The 24,048-nt window shown below is 64.9% G+C and carries 20 protein-coding genes and 1 pseudogene; 16 read left to right on the top strand and 5 right to left on the bottom strand.

Annotated features, from left to right (window positions below):
• Together cofG and J4H92_RS05610 are read right to left on the bottom strand one after the other, a co-directional pair.
• Positions 1-2,310 (bottom strand): 7,8-didemethyl-8-hydroxy-5-deazariboflavin synthase CofG, encoded by a 2,310-nt coding sequence (cofG, locus tag J4H92_RS05605; RefSeq protein ID WP_208096987.1) that lies wholly within the window; start codon positions 2,308-2,310, stop codon positions 1-3.
• Positions 2,311-2,395: 85 nt separating this feature from the next.
• On the bottom strand, positions 2,396-3,448 hold the full coding sequence (locus J4H92_RS05610; RefSeq protein WP_208096989.1) for an LLM class flavin-dependent oxidoreductase: 1,053 nt from the start codon (positions 3,446-3,448) through the stop codon (positions 2,396-2,398).
• Between J4H92_RS05610 and J4H92_RS05615 the strand changes: the two genes are divergently transcribed.
• A complete protein-coding gene (locus J4H92_RS05615; protein ID WP_208096991.1) occupies positions 3,430-4,704 on the top strand; it encodes an LLM class flavin-dependent oxidoreductase in 1,275 nt (424 codons plus the stop codon). The two genes, J4H92_RS05610 and J4H92_RS05615, sit on opposite strands and share 19 nt — an antisense overlap.
• A 62-nt stretch (positions 4,705-4,766) precedes the next feature.
• Here the strand turns inward: J4H92_RS05615 and cofC are convergent, their stop codons facing one another.
• From cofC to J4H92_RS05630, 3 genes are read right to left on the bottom strand one after another with little or no spacing between them, the layout of a single operon-like run.
• Positions 4,767-5,438, bottom strand: coding sequence for a 2-phospho-L-lactate guanylyltransferase (gene cofC, locus J4H92_RS05620; protein ID WP_208096993.1), 672 nt, complete (start codon positions 5,436-5,438; stop codon positions 4,767-4,769).
• A complete protein-coding gene (locus J4H92_RS05625; RefSeq protein ID WP_208096995.1) occupies positions 5,435-5,971 on the bottom strand; it encodes a VOC family protein in 537 nt (178 codons plus the stop codon). Before J4H92_RS05625 ends, cofC begins: the two co-directional genes overlap by 4 nt.
• Positions 5,952-7,151 carry an aminotransferase class III-fold pyridoxal phosphate-dependent enzyme gene (locus tag J4H92_RS05630; protein ID WP_208096997.1) on the bottom strand — a complete coding sequence of 400 codons (1,200 nt, stop codon included), beginning with the start codon at positions 7,149-7,151 and terminating at the stop codon, positions 5,952-5,954. The genes J4H92_RS05625 and J4H92_RS05630 overlap by 20 nt, the downstream gene beginning before the upstream one ends.
• Positions 7,152-7,386: 235 nt before the next feature.
• Between J4H92_RS05630 and J4H92_RS05635 the strand changes: the two genes are divergently transcribed.
• From J4H92_RS05635 to J4H92_RS05700, 15 genes and pseudogenes are all read left to right on the top strand, one after another.
• Entirely contained in the window at positions 7,387-8,181 is a 795-nt protein-coding gene (locus tag J4H92_RS05635) for an enoyl-CoA hydratase/isomerase family protein (RefSeq protein WP_208096999.1), read from the top strand.
• A 176-nt stretch (positions 8,182-8,357) separates the two neighbouring features.
• On the top strand, positions 8,358-9,470 hold the full coding sequence (locus J4H92_RS05640) for a sugar ABC transporter substrate-binding protein (RefSeq protein WP_208097001.1): 1,113 nt from the start codon (positions 8,358-8,360) through the stop codon (positions 9,468-9,470).
• A 250-nt stretch (positions 9,471-9,720) separates the two neighbouring features.
• Positions 9,721-10,023: pseudogene (locus J4H92_RS15855) on the top strand (hypothetical protein); the annotation flags it as partial.
• 246 nt (positions 10,024-10,269) lie between these two features.
• Positions 10,270-11,145 carry an ATP-binding cassette domain-containing protein gene (locus J4H92_RS15315; protein ID WP_243752024.1) on the top strand — a complete coding sequence of 292 codons (876 nt, stop codon included), beginning with the start codon at positions 10,270-10,272 and terminating at the stop codon, positions 11,143-11,145.
• Positions 11,138-12,136, top strand: coding sequence for an ABC transporter permease (locus J4H92_RS05650; RefSeq protein ID WP_208097004.1), 999 nt, complete (start codon positions 11,138-11,140; stop codon positions 12,134-12,136). The genes J4H92_RS15315 and J4H92_RS05650 overlap by 8 nt, the downstream gene beginning before the upstream one ends.
• Before the next feature lie 193 nt (positions 12,137-12,329).
• A complete protein-coding gene (locus tag J4H92_RS05655) occupies positions 12,330-13,154 on the top strand; it encodes an SDR family NAD(P)-dependent oxidoreductase (protein ID WP_208097007.1) in 825 nt (274 codons plus the stop codon).
• 75 nt (positions 13,155-13,229) lie between these two features.
• Positions 13,230-13,979 (top strand): glucose 1-dehydrogenase, encoded by a 750-nt coding sequence (locus J4H92_RS05660; protein WP_208097008.1) that lies wholly within the window; start codon positions 13,230-13,232, stop codon positions 13,977-13,979.
• A 216-nt stretch (positions 13,980-14,195) separates the two neighbouring features.
• Positions 14,196-15,329: a substrate-binding domain-containing protein gene (locus J4H92_RS05665; protein WP_208097010.1), complete on the top strand. Its 1,134-nt coding sequence runs from the start codon at positions 14,196-14,198 to the stop codon at positions 15,327-15,329.
• A gap of 60 nt (positions 15,330-15,389) precedes the next feature.
• The gene (locus tag J4H92_RS05670; protein WP_208097020.1) at positions 15,390-17,849 is read left to right on the top strand and encodes an ATP-binding cassette domain-containing protein; all 2,460 of its coding nucleotides are present in this window, start codon (positions 15,390-15,392) and stop codon (positions 17,847-17,849) included.
• Positions 17,850-17,865: 16 nt separating this feature from the next.
• Positions 17,866-18,894: an ABC transporter permease gene (locus J4H92_RS05675; RefSeq protein ID WP_208097022.1), complete on the top strand. Its 1,029-nt coding sequence runs from the start codon at positions 17,866-17,868 to the stop codon at positions 18,892-18,894.
• Between the two features lie 52 nt (positions 18,895-18,946).
• Entirely contained in the window at positions 18,947-20,092 is a 1,146-nt protein-coding gene (locus J4H92_RS05680; RefSeq protein ID WP_208097024.1) for an acyl-CoA dehydrogenase family protein, read from the top strand.
• Positions 20,089-20,988 carry an acyl-CoA dehydrogenase family protein gene (locus tag J4H92_RS05685; protein ID WP_208097027.1) on the top strand — a complete coding sequence of 300 codons (900 nt, stop codon included), beginning with the start codon at positions 20,089-20,091 and terminating at the stop codon, positions 20,986-20,988. Before J4H92_RS05680 ends, J4H92_RS05685 begins: the two co-directional genes overlap by 4 nt.
• Positions 20,981-22,177 carry an acetyl-CoA C-acetyltransferase gene (locus tag J4H92_RS05690; protein WP_208097029.1) on the top strand — a complete coding sequence of 399 codons (1,197 nt, stop codon included), beginning with the start codon at positions 20,981-20,983 and terminating at the stop codon, positions 22,175-22,177. Before J4H92_RS05685 ends, J4H92_RS05690 begins: the two co-directional genes overlap by 8 nt.
• Before the next feature lie 117 nt (positions 22,178-22,294).
• Positions 22,295-23,062, top strand: a complete 768-nt coding sequence (locus J4H92_RS05695) for an electron transfer flavoprotein subunit beta/FixA family protein (protein WP_208097030.1) — start codon at positions 22,295-22,297, stop codon at positions 23,060-23,062.
• A 12-nt stretch (positions 23,063-23,074) separates the two neighbouring features.
• Positions 23,075-24,046 (top strand): electron transfer flavoprotein subunit alpha/FixB family protein, encoded by a 972-nt coding sequence (locus J4H92_RS05700; protein WP_208097032.1) that lies wholly within the window; start codon positions 23,075-23,077, stop codon positions 24,044-24,046.
• Positions 24,047-24,048 lie beyond the last annotated feature (2 nt).

The following is a 24,048-nucleotide window of genomic DNA, read 5'->3' on the forward strand; positions in this document are numbered from 1 at the left end:
TCACCCGGCTCCAGACGATACCGTCGGATGACTGTAGCTGGTCGTGCGTTGACGAGTGGGGCGTCCGATCCTCTTCGCCAGGTCCGGAAGCGAGATGCGGTCGAACGAAGGGCCCGGAGCGCGGGGCTCTCCGTCTGCGGATTCGAGCGTTCCTCCGATGTCGTCGGCTCCTGACTGCAGCAGGGGCAGCACGAACTCGCGGGGTATCCGAGGCCAGGCCACTTGAATGTGGGGGATCTCGCCGGACAGGACGATGCGGCTCAGCGCCACGAGTGCGCGCGTCTCGTCCATGCGGCTCCTGCCGTTGACGATGCCGCCGATCCCGCGAGGCAGGGGCATAGGAATGAATTCCGTGAATCCGGGCAATGCACGTTGAAGATCGCGGAGATGAACGAGGTGCTGGACCACTGATCGGGAGGATTGGCTCGCGGATGCGACGAGGACCGAGGTGGAGACCAGCCCGAGTTCGTGCGCCGAACGAAGCGTGCGCAGCCAGAGGGGAACCGGCAGATCATCGGGGGCGTGGTCGCGTCGCCAGTCCTCATCGAGCAGTTTGACTCCTGTGCCCGTAACGGTGCGGACTCCGGCGTCTCGCAATGCCGCATAGATGAACGCGGGCGTCCGGTCGGAGGACTCGCTCATACGGAACACGTCCGTCGGGCGGAACGCATGGAGATGCAGCCCCGGGGCGGATGCCCGCGCATGCGTGACGAACTCGAGCGCCGTTGCGAGGGACGCGCCGCCCGGGGGGAGCCCCTGCAGACAGAGCTCGGTCACGCCGCGCGCGTGGAGCTCCGCAGCGAGGTCTCCGAGCTCGTGCGGCTGGATCGGATTCCGATCGAGGGAGATCGCGTGATTCCGAACGAAGGTGATGCACTCTCCGACAGAGTAACGTCGAGCGTCGTCGGCGATGGAGCACAGCTGATCGAGGTGTTCCCCGGTGGCCCTGAGGAGGCATTCGAGCTCCTGGCGGGAAAGCGCGCCTGGTTCGGTTCGAGCGAGGAGCAGTGCGTCGAGGATCTGCGAGGACACGCCCGAAGAGGCACGTTCTGAGGTGCGCGGCAGCGCCGCCGACGTGGACCCCGCCGATGCTGCGGCAGGATTCGAGCGCCGAGCGAGGCCGTGCTCGTCGGCGAGGGAGGTGACCTGTCGCCGGAGAGAGGGGCGAACCCACGGGTCCCGGGCGTACTCGGGGTAGACCGTCAGCCGCTCCCGAAGTTCGAAGCCCAACGACTCGGTGAGTCGTGCGAGCTCGCTCAGCTGCGGCCAGGGCCGTTCGGGATTGATATGATCCGCGGTGAGCGGGCTGATTCCGCCCCAATCGTCGATCCCGGCTGCGATGAGCCCGACGAGATGCCCCTTGTCGCTGAGGTTCGGCGGGGCCTGGATGTGCATGCCGGCGCCGAGTACCAGCCTCGCGGTGGCGATCGTCGCGAGGTGCTCCTCGATCGATGGACGTGCGGCCCTGCCGAGTGCCGTGCCGGTCTTGGGCAGGAAATTCTGCACGATGATCTCCTGGAGATTCCCGTATCGGAGGTGCAGGTCCCTCAGCGTCAGGATGGTCTCGGCGCGTTCAGCGAGTGTCTCTCCGATCCCGATCAGCATGCCGGTGGTGAAGGGGATGCCGAGTGCGCCCGCATCCAGCAGTGCACGGAGCCTGACTGCCGGGTTCTTGTCCGGCGAACCGAAATGGGGCATGCCTCTCTCCTCCCACAACCGTACAGACGTGGTCTCGAGCATCATGCCGAGCGAAGGAGAGACCTCGCGCAGCAGGCGCATCTCATCGATGCTCATCACGCCGGGGTTCGCATGGGGCAGCATGCCGGTGCGGTCGAGGATCATCTGCGCTAGTTCGGCGACATAGTGGATGGTGGACGCGTATCCGTGCTCGTCGAGCCACGCCCGGGCCTCGGGCCAGCGCTCCTCCGGGCGGTCTCCTAGCGTGAGGAGGGCCTCCTTGCATCCCATCTCCGCGCCTTGGACCGCCGTTGCGATGACGCGCTCCGGCGACATGTAGTAGTCCTTCTTCTGGCGACGAAGCCGCGCCGGCGTCTCGACGAAAACGCAGTAGTGGCAGACGTCGCGACAGAGATTCGTGACCGGAATGAAGACTTTCTTGGAGAAGGTGATCGCGCGGGGGCGTCCGGCCTCCGCGAAGCATTGATCCCGGACCTCTTCTGCCGCCTTGCAGGTCGTGCGGAGTGCCTCGCCGCGTGCGCCGAGGAGCGTCTCGATGTCGGCAGGCCGCGGAGCCGCGGAATGCACGACTCGGTCGAGGGCGGCTCGCACGGCGGCGGCGTCGGGAGGCATGAGAGTCGCTTTCCGGGTTACCGCGCCGATGGTGCGGAGTGCGGCTGCCCGAGGTAGGGAGAGGCGAGCGTTCGTGGATGAGGGGTCAGTTGACGGTGCGGTCGGCAGCCGACGGATGGCAGACTGGCTCGAGTCGCGGGATCACCTTGTCGTTCAGGTACTGGAGGCGCTCGTTGACCTGGTCGATCGGTTCTCCTGGCATGGTCGTGACGAGGTGGATGTCGATGGTGCCGTTCGAGATGTCCGCATTGAACTTCTTGATCGCGCCGTCGGCGTCCGCGAGGAACACGAGCCCTTCGGCGAGCGCCTCCCGGGGATCGGTGAACGGGTCTCGGAGCGGAGGCGTGCGTGCGGTGTAGGCGTCCCGGACGATGTACTCGTTCAGCAGATGCATCCAGTATTCGCCGGCCTCGGCGAAGGCCTTCTCTGGATCTTCGGCGATGATCGCCCAGTATGTGCTGTTCACGCGTTGCTGCTCTCGAGGCTTCCCGAGCGCGTCGCAGGCTTGGAAGTAGCGGGATCTCGTGCCCGCGTCGAACTCCAGGAAGCCGTCGGCGAGGCGGGCCACGCGGTCGATCGCGGCGGGCGCGAAGCCACCCATCCAGATCTCCGGACCGCCTTCGCGAATGGGCCCGGGGGTGATGTGCAGATCGTCGAAATCGTACCGCTTGCCGTGAAACGAGAAAGGCTCGCCGGTGAACGCGGCTCGCAGGATGGCGATGCCCTCCTCAGTCAAACTGACGCGGTTCTTGAGCTCGCGGCCGAGCCCGGTGAACTCCTGGTGGTAGTACCCCATTCCGATGCCGAGTTGGAGCCTGCCTCCGGAGATCGCGTCGACCACGAGCGCGTCCTCCGCCAGACGGACCGCGTTGTGCAGGGGTATCTGGATGAGGTTCGAGCCGATCTTCACCCGATCGGTACGGGCCGCGATCGCTGCGTTCGCGGCCATAGGGGATGGGAGGTAGCCGTCTCCGTAGAAGTGGTGCTCGGTGGTATAGATGCCGTTGATGTGCTGGAGGTCCTTGTCGATCCATACGCTCTGCTCGAGGATCTCGCGATAGCGCCGATCCCACGAGGTCCGCCACTTTTCCGGCATACCGAACGAGTTGATGAGTCCGAATGAAACCTGTTCTGCCACCGCGTGCCCCTTTGCCGCTCCGGTTCAATGACGTACGCCTCCGAGTATCTTCGAGTATCGGTACTCTGTCAATCTATCGGTTGGTTGACAAATTGTTGATCTGGATACAGACTGTTCTCGACGCAGGAGTCAGCAATGAGGCGCGCCATCGATACTCGCGGGGTCGACTGCGCCGAGAGGCGGGGGTTGAATTGGCTACTCGAGTATCGTTCGGGCTGAACTACGACTTCACCAATCCTTCCCGTGAGCGTTGGACGGACCACTACCGCGGGATTCTGGAACAGATCGAGTGGATCGATCGGGAGCTTCCTTTCGACCGCATCGATGTCACTGAGCATCACTTCTACGAGAACGGCTATCTTCCCTCCCCTCTGGTGATGCTCGGCATCATCGCGGCGCGAACCCGGCGTGTGAATCTCGGGTCGGATGTGATCCAGCTCCCGCTGCATAATCCAGTTCGCCTTGCCGAGGAGTCGCTCATCATCGACGCCGTGTCAGGCGGACGGCTCAGACTGGGCGTCGGGATGGGGTACTACCAGCAGGAATTCCACGGGCTCGGCATCGACCTGAAGCATCGTCTGAGTCGCACCCTCGACTCGCTCGAGATACTCCGGCTCGCGTTCGCGGGCGAGAGGTTCACGTATTCGGGGAGGCGATTCGAGCTCCCAGAGATCGAGGTGACCCCACTGCCGATTCGTGACGGAGGCCCCGAGATCTGGATGGGAGGCGAGGTGGCTCCGGCTATCCGACGCGCGGCGAAGTACGCGGACGGATTCCTCGTCTTCTCTCCCAACGGTCTTGACGAGTATCCCGCCGCGGCTCGCGAACTCGGGAGGCCGGAATCCGACATCCGGATGAACCGTACCTATTGGGCCATCATCGCCGACGATCCTGAGCGGGAGTTCGCTCGGGTGGGAGAGAACTGGCTTCGTCTCGTGAACGACTACGTAGCCCGTGGGCATCTGGCGCCCGAGGGCAAGGGCCGCGGGCGGCGACCCGACTTCAAGACGCCGCGCGAGGCGTACGAGATGGGGCTGCTGTTCCTGACCGATGCCGCGGGGGCGATCGATACCTTCAACGCCGACATCGACCGGGGGGTCACGGACTTCGACATCATGCCGGTCATGCCCGGCGAGGACATCGACAGGGCCTCGGAGCGTCTGGAGTATCTGGCCGCGCACGTGCTGCCGCATCTCAAGCTCTCGGAGCATCCGTCAGCGGGTCGCAGCAGCGCCCCGGCTCTCGGCGCCGTATAGCGCATTGCTCCGCCTCAGTCGCTGCGGTCGGCAGACGGTATCGGACTCCCTGGCATGATGCCTCATGGACCGGACGCGGGCGCGATCGCCGTCTCCCGGAGGAGGTTCTCGAGAACCTCTTCGGTTCGCGGGCCGAAACCGAATGGACGGGCTGCGACGAGGTCGTCGTAGGTATCTATGTCCCACCGGACCGGATGCGCGGGATCTACCGGCAATGGAGCGAATCCGTTACGGCGATGCGCGGCGGCGGAGTCCGCCCCAAATCGCGGTCGTCCCTGGAAGTCGGGACGGAGGGTCAAGGCCGAGGTTCCCGTTCCCCCGCGGTCCGACACATACGCCGACGAATGGTCGTCGGCGGTGTCCAACATCTCATCGATGTCCGAACCCCGGACAAGTGGCAGGTCCGCGGGCAGCACAACGGCACCGCGGTCGGGGTGATGGGCGCGGGCGGCCGCGATTCCCGCCTCCGCTGCGGTGTTCAGATTCTTGCCCGAATCGAGAATCCATTCGCAGTCGAAGCCGTCGCTTGCGAACCCGGCGCCCCCGCGTGCGGAGACGATGAGGACGCTCCCGACGCGTCTCGCGGCGGCAAGCGCTTCGATGAGGTCGGCGGCGAAGGCCGAAGCGAGCCGGAGGGCGTTCTCCGACGGGCGAGCAGAACCGGGGACGATCAGGCGAGACTTCGAGCCGGCGGTCCCGCGGAACGGTACGATCGCCGACCACTTGGCCTTCATGCAGGCTCTCCACCGGAAGCCGATGGAGACTGGTGGGGCGGGGCCGCGCCGGGGGGCTGCACCAGTTCGAGCACCAGTCCGTCAGGACCCTGGAGATAGGCGGCTCGGCCGCCGTTCCGAGGGCCGACTGTGATCGCCGTGATCTCTCCGAGAAGTCTCCAGCCGTAACCCTCCGATCGTGTCAAGACGTCCTCGATCTCGTCCACATGCACTGCGATGTGGAGGTGGCCGGGATCGCAGGTGCGAAGGGCTCGACCGGAGCGGCGGTGCGGCCCGTGATACTCGAGTAGTTCGATGGCGGTTCCATCCGGGGCCTCGACGAAGGCCGCGGTGATCCGCGCGCTCTCGAGTCCGGTGATCGACGAGCAGAACTCGAGGTCGAGGGGAATCTCCGCCCCGGAGGAGAAGCCCAGAACCTCGATGAAGAACTTCCGGGTCCGCGCGATGTCCGTGACGGTGATCCCCGTGTGGCCCACGCCGCGCACCCCGTGCTCGGCCGGGTTCTCCGGGGCATCATCGAGTCGGCGCTGCATAGCCGAGCGTGCGCAGAGCGCGTTCGAATGCGTGGAGGAAACCGTCGATCTCCTGCTCCCCCACCGCTGTGCTGACAAGGAAGAGCCCGGTGAAGGTTTGGTAGTATCCCTCGTTGTTCAGCGCGAGATTGATATTGAGCACCTTCTCGCGATCGTCGAGTCGAAGGCTCGGCTCGTCGACTACGCGCTCGTCGGCCCAGTGCACGCCGATGAGGTGGCCGAGCCCGGTGGCGTGCAGCGGAAGTCCGTACCGCGTGCCGAGTTCGTCTATGCGTCCTCGTATCCGGTTCCCGAGCCGATTCATCCGCGCGTGTGACTCCGGGGTGAGCTTCTCGAGACACGCGATGCCGGCCGCGAGGGAAGCCGAGTTGCCGCCGAAGGTCGACATGACCGTCACGGGGGCGCTGCCGCCGTGTGCGCCGGGCTCCAGGAGATCCATGATCTCTCGGCGTCCGCCGACGGCCGAGACCGGTAGGCCTCCGCCGATGGTCTTCCCCAGCGTCGTCAGATCGGGGACGATGCCGTAGTGCGCCTGCGCCCCTCCGTAGGCGACCGGGAAGGTGACGACCTCATCGAAGATGAGGAGGATGCCCAGTTCGTCGGTGACCGCGCGCAGGCGACGGAGGTACTCATGCGAAGACTCCAGCATTCCCGCTGCGGTCATCACCGGTTCTATGAGGACCGCGGCGAGGTCATGCGCGTGATCCCGGAGCATCTGCTCCGCCCCGTCTGCGTCATTGTAGGGAATCTGAAGCATATTGTTCCCGGCTTCTCGCACCACGCCCGGCGGGTGCAGCTCGTCTGGCGGGCGCAGGACGGAGACGCCGACGATGAGTTCATCGGAGGTGCCGTGGTAGCCTCCCACCGATCTCGCGATCCTGCTCTTACCGGTGAACGCGCGTGCCAGCCGAAGCGCGCAGAGGTTGGCATCGGTGCCCGAGGCGAAGAAGCGGACCTTCTCGATCGAGGGAACACGGTCGCAGAGCAGGTCGGCCATGCGGTACCCGACGTCCCACTCGGGAGCACCGATCTGGGCCGCCTTCGCCATCTGGGTGTCGACCGCCCGGCGGATGTCGTCATCCGAATGCCCGTGGATGAGCGTCCAGTCGCCGAGACGTAGGTCGAGGTAGCGGTTCCCATCGACATCCCAGAGCCAGCATCCCTTTCCGCGTTCGATCACTATCGGATGAGGGTGGAACGCCCCCATGCCGCCGGCGTGTCCGGTGGGGATGAGCGTTCTCGTGCGCTTCCACAGCTCTTGCGAGCGTTCGGTGCGGCTTCGGAAGATGCGAACCTGTTCATCATCGAACTGCATTCCTGCGGTCCCTTCTCGGTCGAGATGCATGACATAATCGACCAATCATTTGGTCTAAAGTGTAGGAGGAACCTCCGTTCTGCACAAGGAGGGGGCGAGGATGGCTGACGACGAAGAAGTGAGCTTTGGAACGTTCGGGCTCCGGGTCGAGGGCGGGGTCGGCCTGGTGGTGTTCGAGCGGCCCCCGGTAAACGCCTTCCGGGTCTCGACCTACGAAGAGCTGCTCGCGGTCACGGAGCACATCGAGGGGCGCGAAGATATCAGGGCCGTGGTTCTCGCCGGGGGGTCGGGGTCCCGATGCTGGTGCGGAGGGGCGGACATCAACGATTTCGCCGAGATGGATGAAGCGAAGCGCAAGGAGCGGTACGGGTTCGTCAACGCGGTCATACCGCGTTTCGCGAGACTCGAGCTCCCGGTCGTCGCCGCCATCTCGGGTCACGCCATCGGAATCGGCGTGCTTCTGGCCGCCGTATGCGACATCCGCATTGCGGCCGATACGGCTCAGTTCGCGACGCCGGAGGTGAACTACGGCCTGATTGCCGGGTCGTCGAGACTGCTCAATTCGCTCGGCGTGCCGGAAGGGCTGGTTCGAGAGCTCGCCTACACGGGGCGAAGGGCCGGGGCCGCCGAGCTTCACGAGGCGGGGTTCATCGATCACGTCGTGCCGAGGGGGCGGGTGCTGGAGGAGTCGCTGTCTCTGGCGAGGGCCATCGCCGTCAAGGATCGTCGGGTCTTGGCTTCCCGCAAGCGCGTGTTCGTCGAACACGAGAATCTGGCCTGGTTCGACGCGTACCTCCTGGCGCAGCGCGAATCTTCGCTGCTCGTCGGCTCCGACGCCGCGCGACGGGGAGTGGATCGGTTTCTGAAGGGGTCGAGGTCGAGCGGCGCTGGATGAGCGGACGAGGGGCGCGTCTGCTGCAGTTCGCACCTTTGCTCCGAGTGCTGCCGGATAACTTTTCCATAACCAGGTTTACATTCAAACGATTGGTAGGTTAATCTGATCTCCGGTATCGCTTCCGCGAGCCGTTCGGGGCCGCTTCTTCAAAGCCGAAGAAGGCGGGTTCCGGTGCGATGGCGACTCGTCCGCAGCGGATGCCGCGCATACGCAAAGGAGCAAGAATGCAGGTAACTCGAAAGCGCTATTCGATGATGGCGGCGGCAGCGGCAGGCGTCCTGGTGCTGGTGGGATGCGGTGGTGAGAACGGAACTGCGGACGATCCCACCGAGATCTCAGAGGCGGCGACGGCCGTTGACGTGGGTATCGGCGAGATCACGCCCCGCGACATGGACCATATCGCCGTGATGATCCAGGCCGGCCCGACCTACTCCGATTCGGCGGCCAAGGCCGCAGGGGCCGAGGCGGCGGGTGAGGACCTCGGCGTCGACGTTGAAATCTATTGGTCCGACCTCGACCCGACCACCGAGCTCTCGAACTACAACACCATTGTCCAGGACGGCGGATACGGTGGTCTCGGCATACAGTCGGTTTCTCCCCAGATGTGCAAGACGATCGCCGATACCGTGATGGATGCCCAGATGCTCGTGGCGGGGCTCGGAGGTCCCCTCTGCAGCGACGGCACCGACTCCGGCGAAGCGCTGGTCGCTCCGGGAACGGTGGCCTTCGTCGAGCAGAACAATCTCATCGAGGGCGCGAAGATCATGTTCGAGAGCGCCGCGGAGCAACTCGAAGGGCCGCAGAAGGTCGTCCTCGCCTTCGGCAATCAGGGCCACACCACGGTCACCGCGCACGAGGTCGCCTGGGAGGAGTTCGCTGCGGATCATCCCGACTGGGAAGTCGTCGGCACGCTGTACACCGACTGGACCACTCCCGGCGCGTATGCGGAGACGCAGAACGTGCTGCAGGCGAATCCGGATGCCACCGTCGTGTTCTCGACGTTCATCGACATCACCGCAGGCGTCGCGAAAGCGGTCGCGGACCAAGGGCTAGGCGACCAGATCTCGGTCTATGAGACCTCGGGAGGCACCGAACTCTCCGTCGATCTGCTGAAATCAGGCGAACTCGACGGCAGTGTGCCGGGGCTCTCCTTCGATGTCGGCTACGCCACCGTCGAAGCGCTCGTGGCCGCGGGCAAAGGCGAACTGGAGTCCGGTCTCGTCCGTCTTCCCGAGTTCGATGAGATCGGACTGATCACTCCGGAGACGGTTGATTCGTTCACACCGTGATGGGAAGGCCACTCCCGGTGGGTCGGCGGATGCCGACCCACCGGACCGGATAGCAACGTGTCGGGGTATTCACATGCAGATAACACGCTCGGACGACACCCGTCCGAAGCCCTTCATCGAGTTCGCAGACGTCTCTCGGACGTTCGGTCAGACCAGGGCGGTGCGAGAGGTGACGATGGATCTCGCCCTCCGGGGAAAGATCCATGCGCTCGTGGGCGAGAACGGTGCGGGCAAATCGACCTGCCTCGGTATGGCTGCAGGTCGGATTCCTCCGAGCGAAGGATCTATTCGCGTTGAAGGCATCGAATCGGCGGGCGCATCCCCCCGCGAGTTCAAGGCGAGGGGCGTCCATGCCATATACCAGGAGCTCACCGTGCTCCCAGCCCTCCCCGCCCGCGCCAACGTCTTCCTGGGTCAGCCGATAGCGCCGGGCGGCTGGTTGCGCGAACGGGAGATGCAGCAGTCCTATGAGGCTCTCTGCGCTCGAATCGGTGTGGCGCCAGCCCGCGGTGCGCGGAGCGGCGATCTTTCCATCGCGGATCAGCAGATGCTCGAGATCCTGAGGGCCTTGGCATCCGATGCCGAGTGCATTCTCTTCGACGAGCCGACCGCCTCGCTCGCCCAGGCGGAGCGCGAGGCGCTCTTCAAGACGATGGACGAGCTCCGCAAGGCGGACATCGCGATGGTCATCGTCGGACATAATCTCGACGAGATCATGGAGCACTCGGATCTCGTCACGGTGTTCAGAGACGGAGCGGTCATCGAGACTCGGGACACGGTCGATTGGACGAAGGCGGAGATGGTCGGCGCGATGCTCGGAGAGCACACGCACGGCGCGGATATCGCATCCGGGCGGCACCAGACCCGAAAACGTCGAGCCAAGGAAGAGTCCGCGCCATCGGCTCCCGTGCTCGAAGTGTCCGGTCTCGCGGTGCCGGGTCTCCTCCACGACATCACCTTCGAGCTCAACAGAGGCGAGGTCCTGGGGATCGCCGGCCTCGTCGGTTCAGGGCGAACCGAGTTGCTTCGCGCCGTCGCCGGTCTCGACCCGCGGGCAACGGGAGGCCTCCGGTCGGCCTTCGGAGGTGGAGACCGTGTCCCGGTGCACGCAGTCGAGGCGAGAAAACGCGGGATATCGCTGCTTCCCGAGGACCGCAAGGGGCAGGGCCTTCTGCTTCCGCAGAGTGCCACCGAAAACATCGTCCTGGGTGAATGGCGGCATGCCTCCAAGAGCCTCTTCATCAATGAGACGCGTCTGATGAATCGGGCTGCTGCCGCTGCCGGACCTGTTGGGTTCGACGTGAGGCGCATGCGCGAGAGCGCCGGACATCTCTCCGGCGGCAATCAGCAGAAGTTGATGATCGCGCGCTGGCTCTACACCGACTACCCGATCCTGCTGGCCGACGAGCCGACCAGGGGCGTGGACGTCGGTGCGAAATCGGACATCCTCGAAGTGCTCGAGAGCATTGTCGACGAGGGGCGGTCGATGATCGTCGTCTCATCGGAACTCGAGGAGGTCATCGGGCTCAGCGATCGCGTGCTGGTCCTGCACGAGGGCAGGATAGTCGCGGCGCTCGACTCGGCGGAGCAAGAGATCACCCCCGAACGAATTCTTCAGCTAATTTTCGAGACCGCCGATAGCGGCGCTGAGTCAGGAGACGCGCATCATGAGTGACGCCAGCCGAGTGCCGGCAACAGATTCCCAGCGCAAGAGTCCCGTGCTCGACGCGTTCACGTACAGCCTTGCGAAGCTGCCCATGCTCTGGGTGCTCGCGCTGCTTCTCATCGTGGTGACCGTGATGTACCCCGGGTTCTGGATGATCGGCAACGTGACCAATCTGATCACTCAGAATGTCGGGTTGATCCTCTGCGCGATCGGGATGACGTACGTGATGATCGCGGGCGGTTTCGACCTGTCGGTCGGTGCCATCTACGCCGCTGGCGCGGTGACCTATGTCTCGATGGACGGTGCGGCCCCGGTCGGTATCGCTGTGCTGGCATCGGTGCTCGTGGGTGGTGTGTTCGGCCTGGCGAACGGTGTGCTGATCAATAGGGTGGGCGTCAACCCGTTCGTCGCGACGCTTGGAACGTCCTCCGTGTTCATCGGTCTCATGACTCTGTATGCGGGAGCGAATGTGAAGTTCTCCGTCTCACCCGAATACAGCTTCCTTGGCACTCACCGCATCGGCGGGCTCATCCCCCTCTCCAACGTCATCGTGATCGTGATTCTCGTGATCGCCGCCGTCATCTTGGCGAAGACGACCTATGGTCGTAGCGTCTATGCGATCGGCGGGAGCCAGGAGGCCGCGCGGCTGACGGGGATCCGGGTGGGAGTGGTCAGCGGGAGCACCTTCGTCCTGATCGGTCTGCTCGCGGCTCTCGGAGGAGTCTTCGTCGCAAGCCAGCTGGGAACCGCTCAGCCCAACTTCGTCGGCAACATGACACTCGACGCGATCGCGGTGGTCATCATCGGCGGCACGTCGTTGCTCGGAGGAGAGGGCGCCATGTGGCGCACCGCTGTCGGTTGCGCGATCCTCATGATCATCACGAATCTGTTCTCCTCCCTCAATCTCGAACCCGCGCTGCAGATGGTCTTCAAGGGGTTGATCGTCGTCGTGGCCGTCGCGGTGGACGTCATCACCCGCAAGCGCTCCGCACGCGCCTAGTCGAGCAGCGTGCGGATTTCGAGAGCCGAGGCGAAAGGAAGCGGAGTTGAAAGCGCTCATCGAGATCCCGTGGAGCCGGATCGGTGCGGACTCGGCTCTGCGGGCGCAGCCGAGCGGATCGCTTTATTGACACGTCGGAGAGGAGGTCTCTCCGACGGTGCCCGGTAGGAGGGCACAGAGGGAAGGGGCAGAGATGTCGGAAGAAAACAGTCGGGGATCGCAGACGCTCGAGGGCCGTGTGGCCATTGTCACCGGCGGCGGCAACGGAATGGGCGAGTGCACGGCGGCGACGCTCGCGGCACGCGGCGCGCAGGTGGTGATTCTCGACCCTGACGTGGAGAATGCTCGTCGTGTCGTGGACCATATCGTGGAGAACGGAGGACGTGCGGAGTTCCACCCCACCGATGTCACCGACGAGGAGGCGATCCGTGATGCGATCGACCGAATCGTCAGCAGGCACGGAAGAATCGATGTTCTCGACAACAATGCTGCAGTCCTGAGCCTCACTCGAGGTGACGGAACCGTGCTCGACACCAGTCACGATCTCTTCATGAGATCGCTCGGCGCGAATCTCGGCGGCCCCTTCCTCATGAGCAAGCATGTCATCCCGGTGATGCTGCGGAGCGGCGGCGGAAGCATCGTCAACATCGCCTCGCTGTCCGGGATCCTCGGCGAGCTCAATCTGACCGCCTATGGCGTGACGAAGGCGGGCGTCCTGCAACTGACGCGCGCCATCGCCACGCAGTTCGGAGGGAAGGGGATCCGCTGCAATGCGGTTGCGCCCTCATACGTGACGACGTCCAATAACAGGAACTACTCCCCCCAGGAGGTGGCAGACGCGTATCTGCGGAACACGCCGAGCGGGGAGCTCGTCGCCCCTCAGGACGTCGCGGAGGCGGTTGCCTTTCTCGCCTCGGATGCGGCCCGGCAGATCAATGGGCACGTCATACCCGTGGATGGCGGACTCGTCGCGGCCTCACCGGTGACGCCCGACTACAGAGATGCCATGGGGCTGTGACGAGGCAGCTCCGGATTCTCCTGAACCGGGGAGGCGTGAGCGTGGTGGTAGAAGCGATGGAACGAAGGAGGAATCGTGGAGTGTGGGGATCGTGTAGCTCTGGTTACCGGCGCGGGAGGAGGGATCGGCGCGGCGACCGCCCGCGCGTTGGCGCGTGAGGGAGCTCGGGTGGTGCTCGCGGACTTCGACGCGCGGGCTGGAACGACCGTTGCCGAGGAGATCATTGCAGCAGGAGGAGCCGCAGTCTTCCGCAGGGTCGACGTGACTTCGGAAGAGGAGGTGGATGCGCTCGTCGGATTCGCGGTCGAAGAGTTCGGCCGACTCGACCTGGCCCATAACAATGCCGGAGTCCTGCACCCTGCGCAGGCCTTCGAGGAGCTTCCGATGCAACAGTGGGACCGTTCGATGAACGTCAACGCTCGCGCCGTGGCTCTCTGCGTGAGGGCGGAGGCGCGCCATATGCTCGCCCACGGAGGCGGAGCCATCGTCAATACCGCATCCGGGGCCGGTCTGGGCGCCGCTCCCGACTTGTCCGCCTATGTGGCCAGCAAGCATGCTGTGGTGGGTCTGACACGCAGTGCCGCGGTCGAGTATGCGCGCCGGGGGATCCGCGTCAATGCGGTCGCGCCGGGGACCGTAGATACCGGCATGGTCGCGGGGATGAGTCCTCAGCAGCGTGACGAGTTGAACGCGCTCATGCCGCTCGGGCGCATGGCTCGGCCGGAGGAGGTCGCAGAGGTGGTCGTATTCCTGCTCTCGGAGCGGGCCAGCTATGTCAACGGCGCGATCGTCGCGGTCGACGGAGGAGCGAGCGCCCACGCGTGAGCCGTTTGCGGATCGTGAGCCGAGCGAGCGAGCTGGGCCGCACTGCGCGGAGATCATAACATCTCTATATCAACCAAACATACGTTTGACAAAGAGTCGGATTCTGCGCGACAATCATTCTGACCCCGCATCGAGGACGGGCGGGGCGGTCTTGGCGTGCAGAGTGGCACAACGATGTGTTGATCACCTGCGTGCCGAACGTTGAGAGGATCAGAAATGAAGAGAAGGACTTCCAGGCTCGTCTCGAGCGCGGCGATCGCGGCGCTCGCGTGCGGTGTCGCCGGTTGTGCTCCGACGGCCGAGCAGTCGGACGGGGGCGCGCCCGACGGAGGGAGCGCGGTTGCGGACGAAGCGGTTCAGTACGGCAACGGACAGGAGGTGATCGATTCCTACGACATCACGGAGCTGTGCGGCGAGGAGGAGATCACGCTTGCGTTTCCGGTGGGCATCGCGAATCCCTGGATGAAAGCCGTGCACATGCTCATGCAGCAGGAGGCGGAGAAGTGCGACAACATCGGCGTCATCGAGATGATCGACGCGCAGGTGGATCAGCAGAAGGCAGTGTCGGACGTCAACTCTCTCGTCGCCCAGGGCGTGGATGGTATCGTCACGCTCCCCATCTTCGGGGAGGCGCAAGTGCCGTCCTTCCGCGCCGCAATGGACGCGGACGTGCCGGTGGTGACCTTCGTCGCCGATTCCGGTGGGGTCGTCGGTCAAGACGTTGCCGCTCACGTCTCGCAGGACTACGTGTCCTACGCGGCGGGCTGGGCTGACTGGCTCGGTGAGCACCTCGAAGAGGGAACGGTGGTCTTCCTGGGCAACGCGCCGGGCCAGCCTTCCAGCGTGGCGGCCTTCGAAGCGTTCGAGGAGACCATCGCCGAGTATCCCGGAATCACGCTCGTGGAGGACGAGTACCAGGTCACCAACAACTCCGCGGTGGAGAAGAAGCGCGTCATGACGGGGCTTCTGGCGAAGCACGGTCGGATCGACGCCGTCGTCACCGATGCCGGGGCCTATGACCTGGCCGTGCTCGAGGCCTATGAAGAGGCCGACTTGGAACTGCCATATCTGGCCAATGCGAACACCACAAACGGCGTCGGGTGCGCCTGGCAGGAGCAGAAGTTCCCCCTCTTCTCCTGGGACGGATCTCAGACCCACGGGGTCGTGGCGCTGCGCCACCTGGTCTCGGCCGTGACCGGATCTCCCACCACCGAGCCGGTCATCGTCAAGCCCTTCGTGGCCATCGATACCTTCGCCGACAAAGCACCCAGGTGCGAGTCGGACATGTCGCCGGATGTGGATTGGTCGGTGCCGCTCAGCGATGAAGATCTGAAGACGGTGCACGGCTGATCCATGGTCGCGGTAGAGACTCTCAGCACATCGGCCCGGGGTGGTGCCACGGCTCTCGGTATGAGCGGCGTCACGCGCCTCTTCCCTGGGGTCCGCGCACTCGACTCCGTGCATCTCGCAGTGGATTACGGAGAGGTGCACGGTGTCCTCGGTGAGAACGGAGCCGGAAAATCCACGCTCATGGCGATCGCGTCGGGCGCTCTCGAAGCCAACGAGGGAACCGTGACGCTCGATGGCCAGGTGCTGTCCGGTGCGAACCCGGATCGGGCGAGACAACTCGGTCTGGCGATCGTGAGACAGGAGCCGGCGCTGCTCCCCGACCTCACCGTTGCGGAGAATCTCTATCTCGGAGTGAGCCCGGACAAGCGGCCGGGCTCACTCCGCTTGGAAGAATGGGCGACGGAGCAACTGAGGCTCTGGAGCCCCGATGTGCCGGTTCGGGCCACTGATCGGGTGGAGCAGTTGCCGCCGCAGCACCGGTTCATTGTGGAAATCTGCCGTGCACTGAGTCAAGACCCCAAGATCCTGGTGTTCGACGAGCCGACCGAGCACCTGCTGAAGGACGAAGTGGAGATCCTCTTCGACCACATCCGAGATCAGGTGGCCCGGGGCAAGGCCGTGGTCTACATCTCGCACCGGATCGGCGAGGTCAAGCAGATCACCGATCGGATGACGATTCTTCGCAACGGGCGTACCGTCGGGACCTACGACACCAACGATCTCAGCGAGGATCAGATCGTCAGCCACATCATCGGCCGTGATCTCGACGTGTACTTCCCGGAGCGCGGCCTCGTGCATACCGAGGGGGAACCGGTCGAGCTCCACGGGTTCACCGCCCGGGGACTCGCTCCCCTCACCACACGCTTCGTTCCCGGGCAGATCGTGGGTCTTGCCGGGATCGAGGGGAACGGGCAACGGGAACTCCTTCGGGCGCTCGCGGGTATAGAACGTTCCGGCGGGACGCTCGCCATCGCGGGGCGACGCCTCTCCCGCTACCGTCACAGGTCTGCGGTGCGCAACGGTGTCGTGTATCTTCCCGGTGACCGTCACAACGAGGGCATTCTGAGCGGGTTGAGCGTACGGGAGAACATCAGTCTCCGGAACCTGCTCAGGCTCAGCAGTGCCGGCTGGGTCAGCGGCGCGCGAGAGCGGCGACTCGTCGCCGAGGTCCTCGAGGACTACAACGTCAAGACGCCGTCACCGGACACGCTGATCGATTCCCTGTCCGGAGGCAATCAGCAGAAAGCGCTGATCGGCGGTGCGCTCAGCGGAGAGCCGCGGCTGTTCCTCGTCGACGAACCGACGCAGGGTGTCGATATCGGAGCACGCAGCGAGATATACCGGCTGATGCGAGCTGCCGCCGAACGAGGCGCGGTGGTGATCGTGCTCTCCTCCGATGCTGCTGAGCTGTCGGGCATCGCCGATCGGATTCTCGTCTTCTCCCGCGGCCAGGTCATCCGCGATATCGAAGGGGAGGAGGTCTCCGAACGGGCCATCACCTCGACGATCGTGACCACCGACTCCGAACGACTGCGCGGCGAGCAGGGGACACGAAGGTTTGTCAACTGGATGGCCGGCGACAGCGCGCCGGTCGCCGTTGTGGGGGGGTTGGTCGCGGTACTCGCGATCGTGGGCTTCGCGGCGAATCCCATGTTCCTCGGCGAACGAAATGTCGCCGGTGTCCTCACCCTTGCCGCAGTGCTCGCTCTTGTCGCCTTCGGGCAACTGCTGGTGCTCCTCACCGGTGGGATCGATCTTTCGACGGGCCCCCTCGTCGGCCTCGTCGTGATCGTCGCGTCATTCTATTTGATCGACGGTGCGACGCTGTTCCAACAGGGTGCGGGCTGGGTGCTGATGTTCCTTACCGCGCTTGGAATCGGTGCGGTCAACTGGGTGCTCATCGATATCGTGAAGCTGAGTCCCATCATCGCGACGCTCGTGACCTACATGGGGGTGCAGGGTATCTCCCTCACGCTCCGCCCGAGTCCGGGCGGAGTGATCAGCGGGGCCGTGCTCGAGCCCATTCGCGCGATGCTGGGCCCGATACCAGCGAGTTTCCTCGTAGTGCTGGTGATCGGGCTGCTGCTCGGCTGGCTCTTGAAACGCAGCCGATGGGGAATCGTTCTCCGCGCTGTGGGATCGGATTCCGAAGCCGCGCGGGTGAATGCGCTCAATCCGCGCGCGGTTCGCCTGCTCGCCTACCTCGGGTCCAGTCTGTTCGCCGCATTCGCCGCGATCCTGTTCATGTCGCAGACCGCGATCGGAGACGGTCGATCCGGCATCACATTCACCCTGCTGAGCATCACGGCCGCCGTTGTCGGTGGTGCGAGCGTGTTCGGCGGACGGGGCTCGTTCGTCGGCGCACTGCTCGGCGCGGTGCTCGTCCAGGTGGTCAACGCCCTCACAGTGTTCATGCGGCTCACGCCGGACTGGCAGTACTACCTCGTCGGCGGGATGACGCTCGGCGCAGTGGCAATGTACTCGATCGCGCGCAATCGTGCGGCCGCGAGAGTCGGATAGTCGAGAGGTGACCCGTATGGAACCCACTACCCGAACGGTGAGCATCGTCTCCAAGCCGTACCGCCCCGATTCCGCGGCGGCACGACTGCTCTCGCGTCTCTTCAGGTACCAGGCGACACCGGTGGTGATCGGCGCGATCCTTCTCGCCCTGGTCGCCGCGCTGTTCGTGCCCAAGACCTTCACCCCGGCTTCTCTCACGGCGATTCTCGTTCCCGCCGGGATCACCGGCGTCGCCGCGATCGGGCAGACCCTCGTCATCCAGCAGAAGGGCATCGATCTCTCGGTCGGAGGGGTCATGACCCTGGCGGCCGTGACGAGCGGGATGCTCGCGGCCGCCGGGACCGGCATGCCGGTGGTTCTGCTCGTGGTCGCGGCTCTCTCCGTGGGCGCGGGATTGCTCAACGGTCTTCTCGTGACCAGGGTGCACATCACCCCTCTGCTCGCTACGCTCGCCTCCAACTCGCTCATCATCGGCGTCGTCTGGACGGTATCTAACGGCCAGGCGAACCTCGCGCCGGACGGTCTTCGGCAGATCGCCTCCGGATCCTTCCTCGGCTTCCCCATGATCGCCTGGATCGCGGTACTGCTCGCCGTCACCGTGGCGACGGTGGTGAGCAGAACGCTGTTCGGGCGTCGTTTCACTGCTGCGGGGTCGAGTCCGGCGGCCGCGCTCGCGGGCGGTGTGAACGTCGGGGGATACATCCTGTCCAGCTACGTGCTCGCCGGGGTGTTCGGCGGGCTCGCCGGTCTGCTCCTCGCGGGTTACGCAGGGCAGACGAACTACGACCTCGGTGTGAATTACATGCTGCCCGTCATCGCCGCCGTCGTCATCGGCGGCGCGTCCCTCTCCGGTGGCAAGGGGAGCGTGATCGCCACGCTGATCGGTTGCCTCATCCTTTCGCTCGTCGTGCAAATGGTGCTCACTCTGGGCGCACCGGCGTCGACCCAGTTGCTCGTGCAGAGCGTCGTGCTCGCGCTCGCCGCCGGCATCCGTCTCTTCCCCTGGTCACGACTCTCGTTCTGGCGGCGATGGGGGCGCTCCTGACTCCTCCCGTCGCCCTCTGGACCCCCGCCCGATTGACAGAAAGCACACGATTATGAGCGAATCCTCGAACACCACCTCGGAACCTGAGACGATAGAGGCTTTCGCCCGACGTGCTGACGCCTGGCTCCAGGAAGCGGTCCCCGCCGTCTGGCGTGAGAATCGTGGTGCGCTCAGCGGGACGGAGTCCGATGCGATACGCCGAGAGTGGGATCGGCAGCTCTGGCGCGGCGGGTTCGCAGGGATCCCATTCCCGAGAGAATTCGGCGGCCAAGGCCTCGGGCTCGCGGAGGACGTCGTCTTCCATATTCTCGCGGCGAAGGCTCAGGCGCCGGACGGTTTCTCACGGGTCGGTAAGACCCTCGTCGCGCCGATGCTCGTGCGCAGCGGCAGCGAAGTTCAGCGCGAGCGCTACCTCCCGCCGTTGCTCAGAGGTGAGGAGGTCTGGTGCCAGGGATTCTCGGAACCCGACGCCGGTTCCGACCTTGCGGGTGTCCGGACCCGTGCCCGGCGCGTCAAGGACGGATATCGGCTCACCGGCCGCAAGACCTGGACCACCTTTGCCCAGCATGCGGACTTCATCTTCGTGCTCGCCGTGACCGACCCGGCAGCACCCCGATACCGCAACCTCTCGATGTTCCTCGTCGATATGCGCGCTGAGGGTGTGGTCGTCGAGGATATCCGACAGATCTCCGGAGTCGCGCATTTCGCGGAAACCCAGTTCGAGGGAGCATTCGTCCCGGAGTCCGATCGGGTCGGAGGCGAGGGCGACGGCTGGAGAATCGCGATGGAACTCCTTTCAGATGAACGAGGAGGATCCGAGACGGCCGCTCGCTACGTCGAGATCCGGTCCGACGTCGATCTGCTCTTGGAAAGCGTGGGGGATCGATCCGACCTTGCTCGTGAGCTCGAGGAGCTGGAGGTGCGCACGGAGGTTCTGCGCTGGCAGCTCGGCAAGGTCGTCGATCTCGATGATCGGGATCCCGGTGAGGAATACTGGCGCGCGGTCTCGACGCTCAAGGTGCAGTGGAGCGAACTCTGGCAGGACGTCACCCGTTTCGGCGTCGAACATGGGCTGCCCGATCATCGAGACCATTGGCGCTACCAGTATCTGGAGTCGAGGGCGGTGTCGATCTTCTCCGGTACCAACGAGATCCAGCGAAACATCATCTCCGAACGAATCCTGGGGTTGCCGCGATGAGCGTACTGATGAACACACAAACCAGCGAGATCGGCGAGCTCGCGGCTGAGACACTCGCCGAGATATTGACGAAGGCGACCGAAGGTGTCAGCATCACCGCCTACGCGGAAGGGAGCCCGCTGCTCGAGTGGGGGGCTATCGGGGAGAGTGGTTGGGATCTCGTCGGCGTGGTGGAGGAGGGTGAGGGCGCGACTCTTCGCGACCTCACCGCTGTCGCCCAGGTGTGGGGAGCTCGGCTGGTCCCCTTACCTTTCATCGAGACGGTTCTCGCTAAAAGGCACTCCGAGGCGGCACGCGCAGTGGAGGGTCCAGTCACCCTCGCTCTTCCGACGAGCACTGCCCCGTCGGGCACCGGCTATATCCCATTCGGTCGGGTCGAGGGCATCAGCCTCGCGCTCGACCTGGACCGGGGCGAAGGAGGCGTGACAGGCGTTCCCACCGTCGGTGTCGCGGAGCGACTCGACCTGGGCGCTCAGGGCAGTGAAGCCGCGGTGCTCTCACGTCTCTCAGAGACTGCGGGTCTTGAGGTCGCGGTCGTCTACGCTGCTTCGGCCGTCGGCGCGGCTCGTCGTCTGCTCGATCTCGGAATCGATTTCGCGAAGGATCGTCAGCAGTTCGGTCGTCCGATCGGTTCGTTCCAGGCGGTCAAGCATCAACTCGCCGATGCGATGATGGCAGTGCAGGAGGCCGACACCGCGGTGATCAACGCCAGCCTCGTGCGGCCCGAAGCGCTACGCGCATCTCATTTCGCCGTCCGCCGCGCCGTGGACGTCGCCGAGATCGTCATGCAGGTGCACGGCGGACTCGGGTTCACCTGGGAGATGGGTCTCCACTTCTATCTTCGTCATATGCTGAAGGCGCGTGAGATCATCGAGGGGATCCGGGATCATGGCTGAGCCGGTCATCGTCGCCGTCGGCCGCTCGGCTATCGGGCGAGCGTTCAAGGGCTCCCTCATCGATGTCCGTGCAGATGATCTGCTGCTCCAAGTCACTCGCTCGGTCCTGGAACGGGTGCCCGAATTGGATCCGGCCCAGATCGATGAGGTGCTGCTGGGATGCTCCCTCGCGGCGGGTGAGCAGGGCGGAAACCTGGGCCGGGTTCTTCCGGTGATGCTCGGGTTCGACGAGGTGCCTGGCTGCACGGTGAACCGGTATTGTGCGTCGAGCATGCAGACGACCCGTATGGCCGAGCATGCGATCCGTGCGGGGGACGGGCAGGTCTACTTGTCCGTGGGACTCGAATCGGTGTCACGTGTGCGGCAGCCGGGGCCCGACCCGTTGCCCGAGGAGCGCAACAGGATGTTCCGCCCCCGCCCAGCCGCGGACGGTGAGTGGAGGGATCCACGCGACCTCGGTCTGGTCCCTGATGCCTTCGTCTCTATGGGAGAAACGGCTGAGAACGTCGCCTCCCGCTACGGGGTCTCCCGTCTTGAGATGGATGAGTTCGCCCTGCGCAGTCAGGAACTGGCCGATGAACGCGCTCGCGCCGGATTCTGGGAGCGGGAGATCGTGCCCGTGACTCGGCCCGACGGATCCGTCGTCGCTGCGGACGACAGCCCGCGATCGGGTACGACCCTCGCAGGGCTGCAGGCTCTCGATCCGGTTTTCCGCGACGGCGGGAGAGTAACGGCGGGGAACTGCTGCCCGTTGAACGATGGGGCTGCGGCTGTGCTGGTCATGAGTGATACGAAGGCCGATCAGCTCGGCCTCCGACCGCTCGCGAGGATCCTCTCGACTGCAGTGTCGGCGCTCTCTCCTGAGCTCATGGGTGTCGGTCCGATCGAGGCCTCCCGGCGAGCGCTCGCGAAGGCGGGCTTGTCGGCCGGAGACATCGACCTGGTGGAGATCAACGAGGCGTTCGCCGCGCAGGTGATCCCCTCCTACCGTGGTCTCGACCTTCCCCTCGAGAAGGTCAATATCAACGGTGGGGCGATCGCGCTCGGACATCCGTTCGGCATGTCGGGCGCACGGATCACTTCGACGCTCGTGAACTCGCTCGACTGGCACGACAAGCGGATAGGCCTCCAGGCGATGTGCGTCGCAGGCGGGCAGGGGATGGCGATGGTAATCGAGCGATGCGAGTAATATCTATCAAACGATTGGTTGATAAATGAGAGGATTCGTGTTCTACTTGAGGTCACGGAATCGAGAACCGGACGATGCGACGCATCGAGGTCCGGAGCAAGGCGAAGGAGCACGGCTGTGAAGATCGCCGTACTGGTGAAAGAGACCCCCGATACCTACGGGGAGCGGCACATGGACGCGTCGAGCGGACGTGTGGACCGGAGCGCGAGCGCCGCGGTGATCGACGAGATCAGCGAACGGGCACTCGAGGTCGCGCTCTCCCTGCAGGATCAGGACAGGAGCGTGGAGGTCTTCGCGGTCACGATGGCTCCTGACGGCGCCACCAAATCTATTCGGAAAGCGCTCGCGATGGGAGCCAAGGCCGCCTTTCACATCGTCGATCCCGCAGCGGCGGGAGCAGACGCGTTGAGAACCGCGGAGATACTCTCCGCGTTGCTGCGGCGGGAGGGGTTCGACCTCATCATCGCCGGAAACGAGAGCACCGACGGGCGCGGGGGAGTGCTCCCCGCGATGATCGCGGAGAGGCTCGGCCTCCCCGCTGCGAACTACCTGGACTCGGTCGAACTCCGAGGTGAGGAGATCGTCGGCACGAGAACGGTGGAGGGCGGCACTATGAGGGTGCGGACCCCCGTCCCCAGCGTCATCTCCGTAACGGAACGGGTGCCGGAAGCTCGCTTCCCTAGCTTCAAAGGCACGCTGACGGCGAAGAAGCGACCGCTGCAGCTCATCTCACTCGCTGAGCTCGGAGTCGACGGCCGAGCCTCCGCCACGGAAGTGGTCAGCGTCGTGGAACGTCCGGCCCGAGCCGCAGGAGTGCGGATCACGGACGATGGAAGCGCGGCGGGACAGCTGGCAGATTTCCTCGCCTCCCGGAACCTGCTTTAGTAAGGAGCGATCATGAGCAGCATTCTCGTATACGCAGAATTCTCCCCTCTCGGCGGTCTCCATCCGGCGACGGGCTCCCTGCTCTTCGCGGCCTCCCAGCTGGGAGACCCGGAGGCGGTCGTGGTCACACCGCCGAACGAGAGCGATGACGTCGCGAGGCGTCTCGGAGAACTCGGGGCGAGTCGGGTCTATTCCGCGCAAGCGGAGGATGCGTCACGCATTCTCGAGGGTGTGCACGCCGACGCGCTCGACCTCGCGGTCGAGCAGTCGCGGGCCTCGGCGATCCTGGCCGCTCATACGGACCACTCTCGTGAGACCGTCGCGCGGGTCGCGGCGCGACGCGGGGCGGGAGTGCTCCTCGACGCCGTCGGGGTGGAAGCCGGCGGGGAAGGCATCCTCGCCCGACACTCGGTGTTCGGAGGAACATACGATGTGGTGTCACGCGCCAGCTCGGAACTCGCCGTGATCACATTGCGGCCAGGATCGGTGACCGGAGCCCCGCAACCGCGCTCCGCGACCGTGATCCCGCTCGTTCTCGGCGCGGTCCGCGAGCCGGCCGCCGTCATCGATTCAATCGAGCCGGCGGCTGCGATGAGCGAACGTCCTGATCTCCGCACCGCACTTCGGGTCGTCTCCGGAGGGCGCGGCCTCGGATCCGTGGAGGGCTTCGCTCTCGTCGAGCAGCTGGCTGACGTCCTCGAGGCAGCCGTCGGTGCCTCGCGCGTCGCGGTGGACTCCGGTTTCCGGCCGCAGAGCTTCCAGGTGGGGCAGACCGGCACGACCGTCTCTCCGGACCTCTATATCGCGTTGGGGATCTCCGGAGCGATTCAGCACAAAGCCGGTATGCAGACCTCGAAGACGATCGTCGCCATCAACACGGACGAGGACGCTCCGATGTTCGAGATCGCGGACTTCGGCATCGTCGGAGATGTGTTCGTCGTGGTGCCGCAGCTCATCGAAGCCATCGAGCGACGAAGAGGCTAGGA

Origin of the sequence: Leucobacter weissii (assembly GCF_017565745.1) — a bacterium.
Classification (GTDB): domain Bacteria; phylum Actinomycetota; class Actinomycetes; order Actinomycetales; family Microbacteriaceae; genus Leucobacter; species Leucobacter weissii.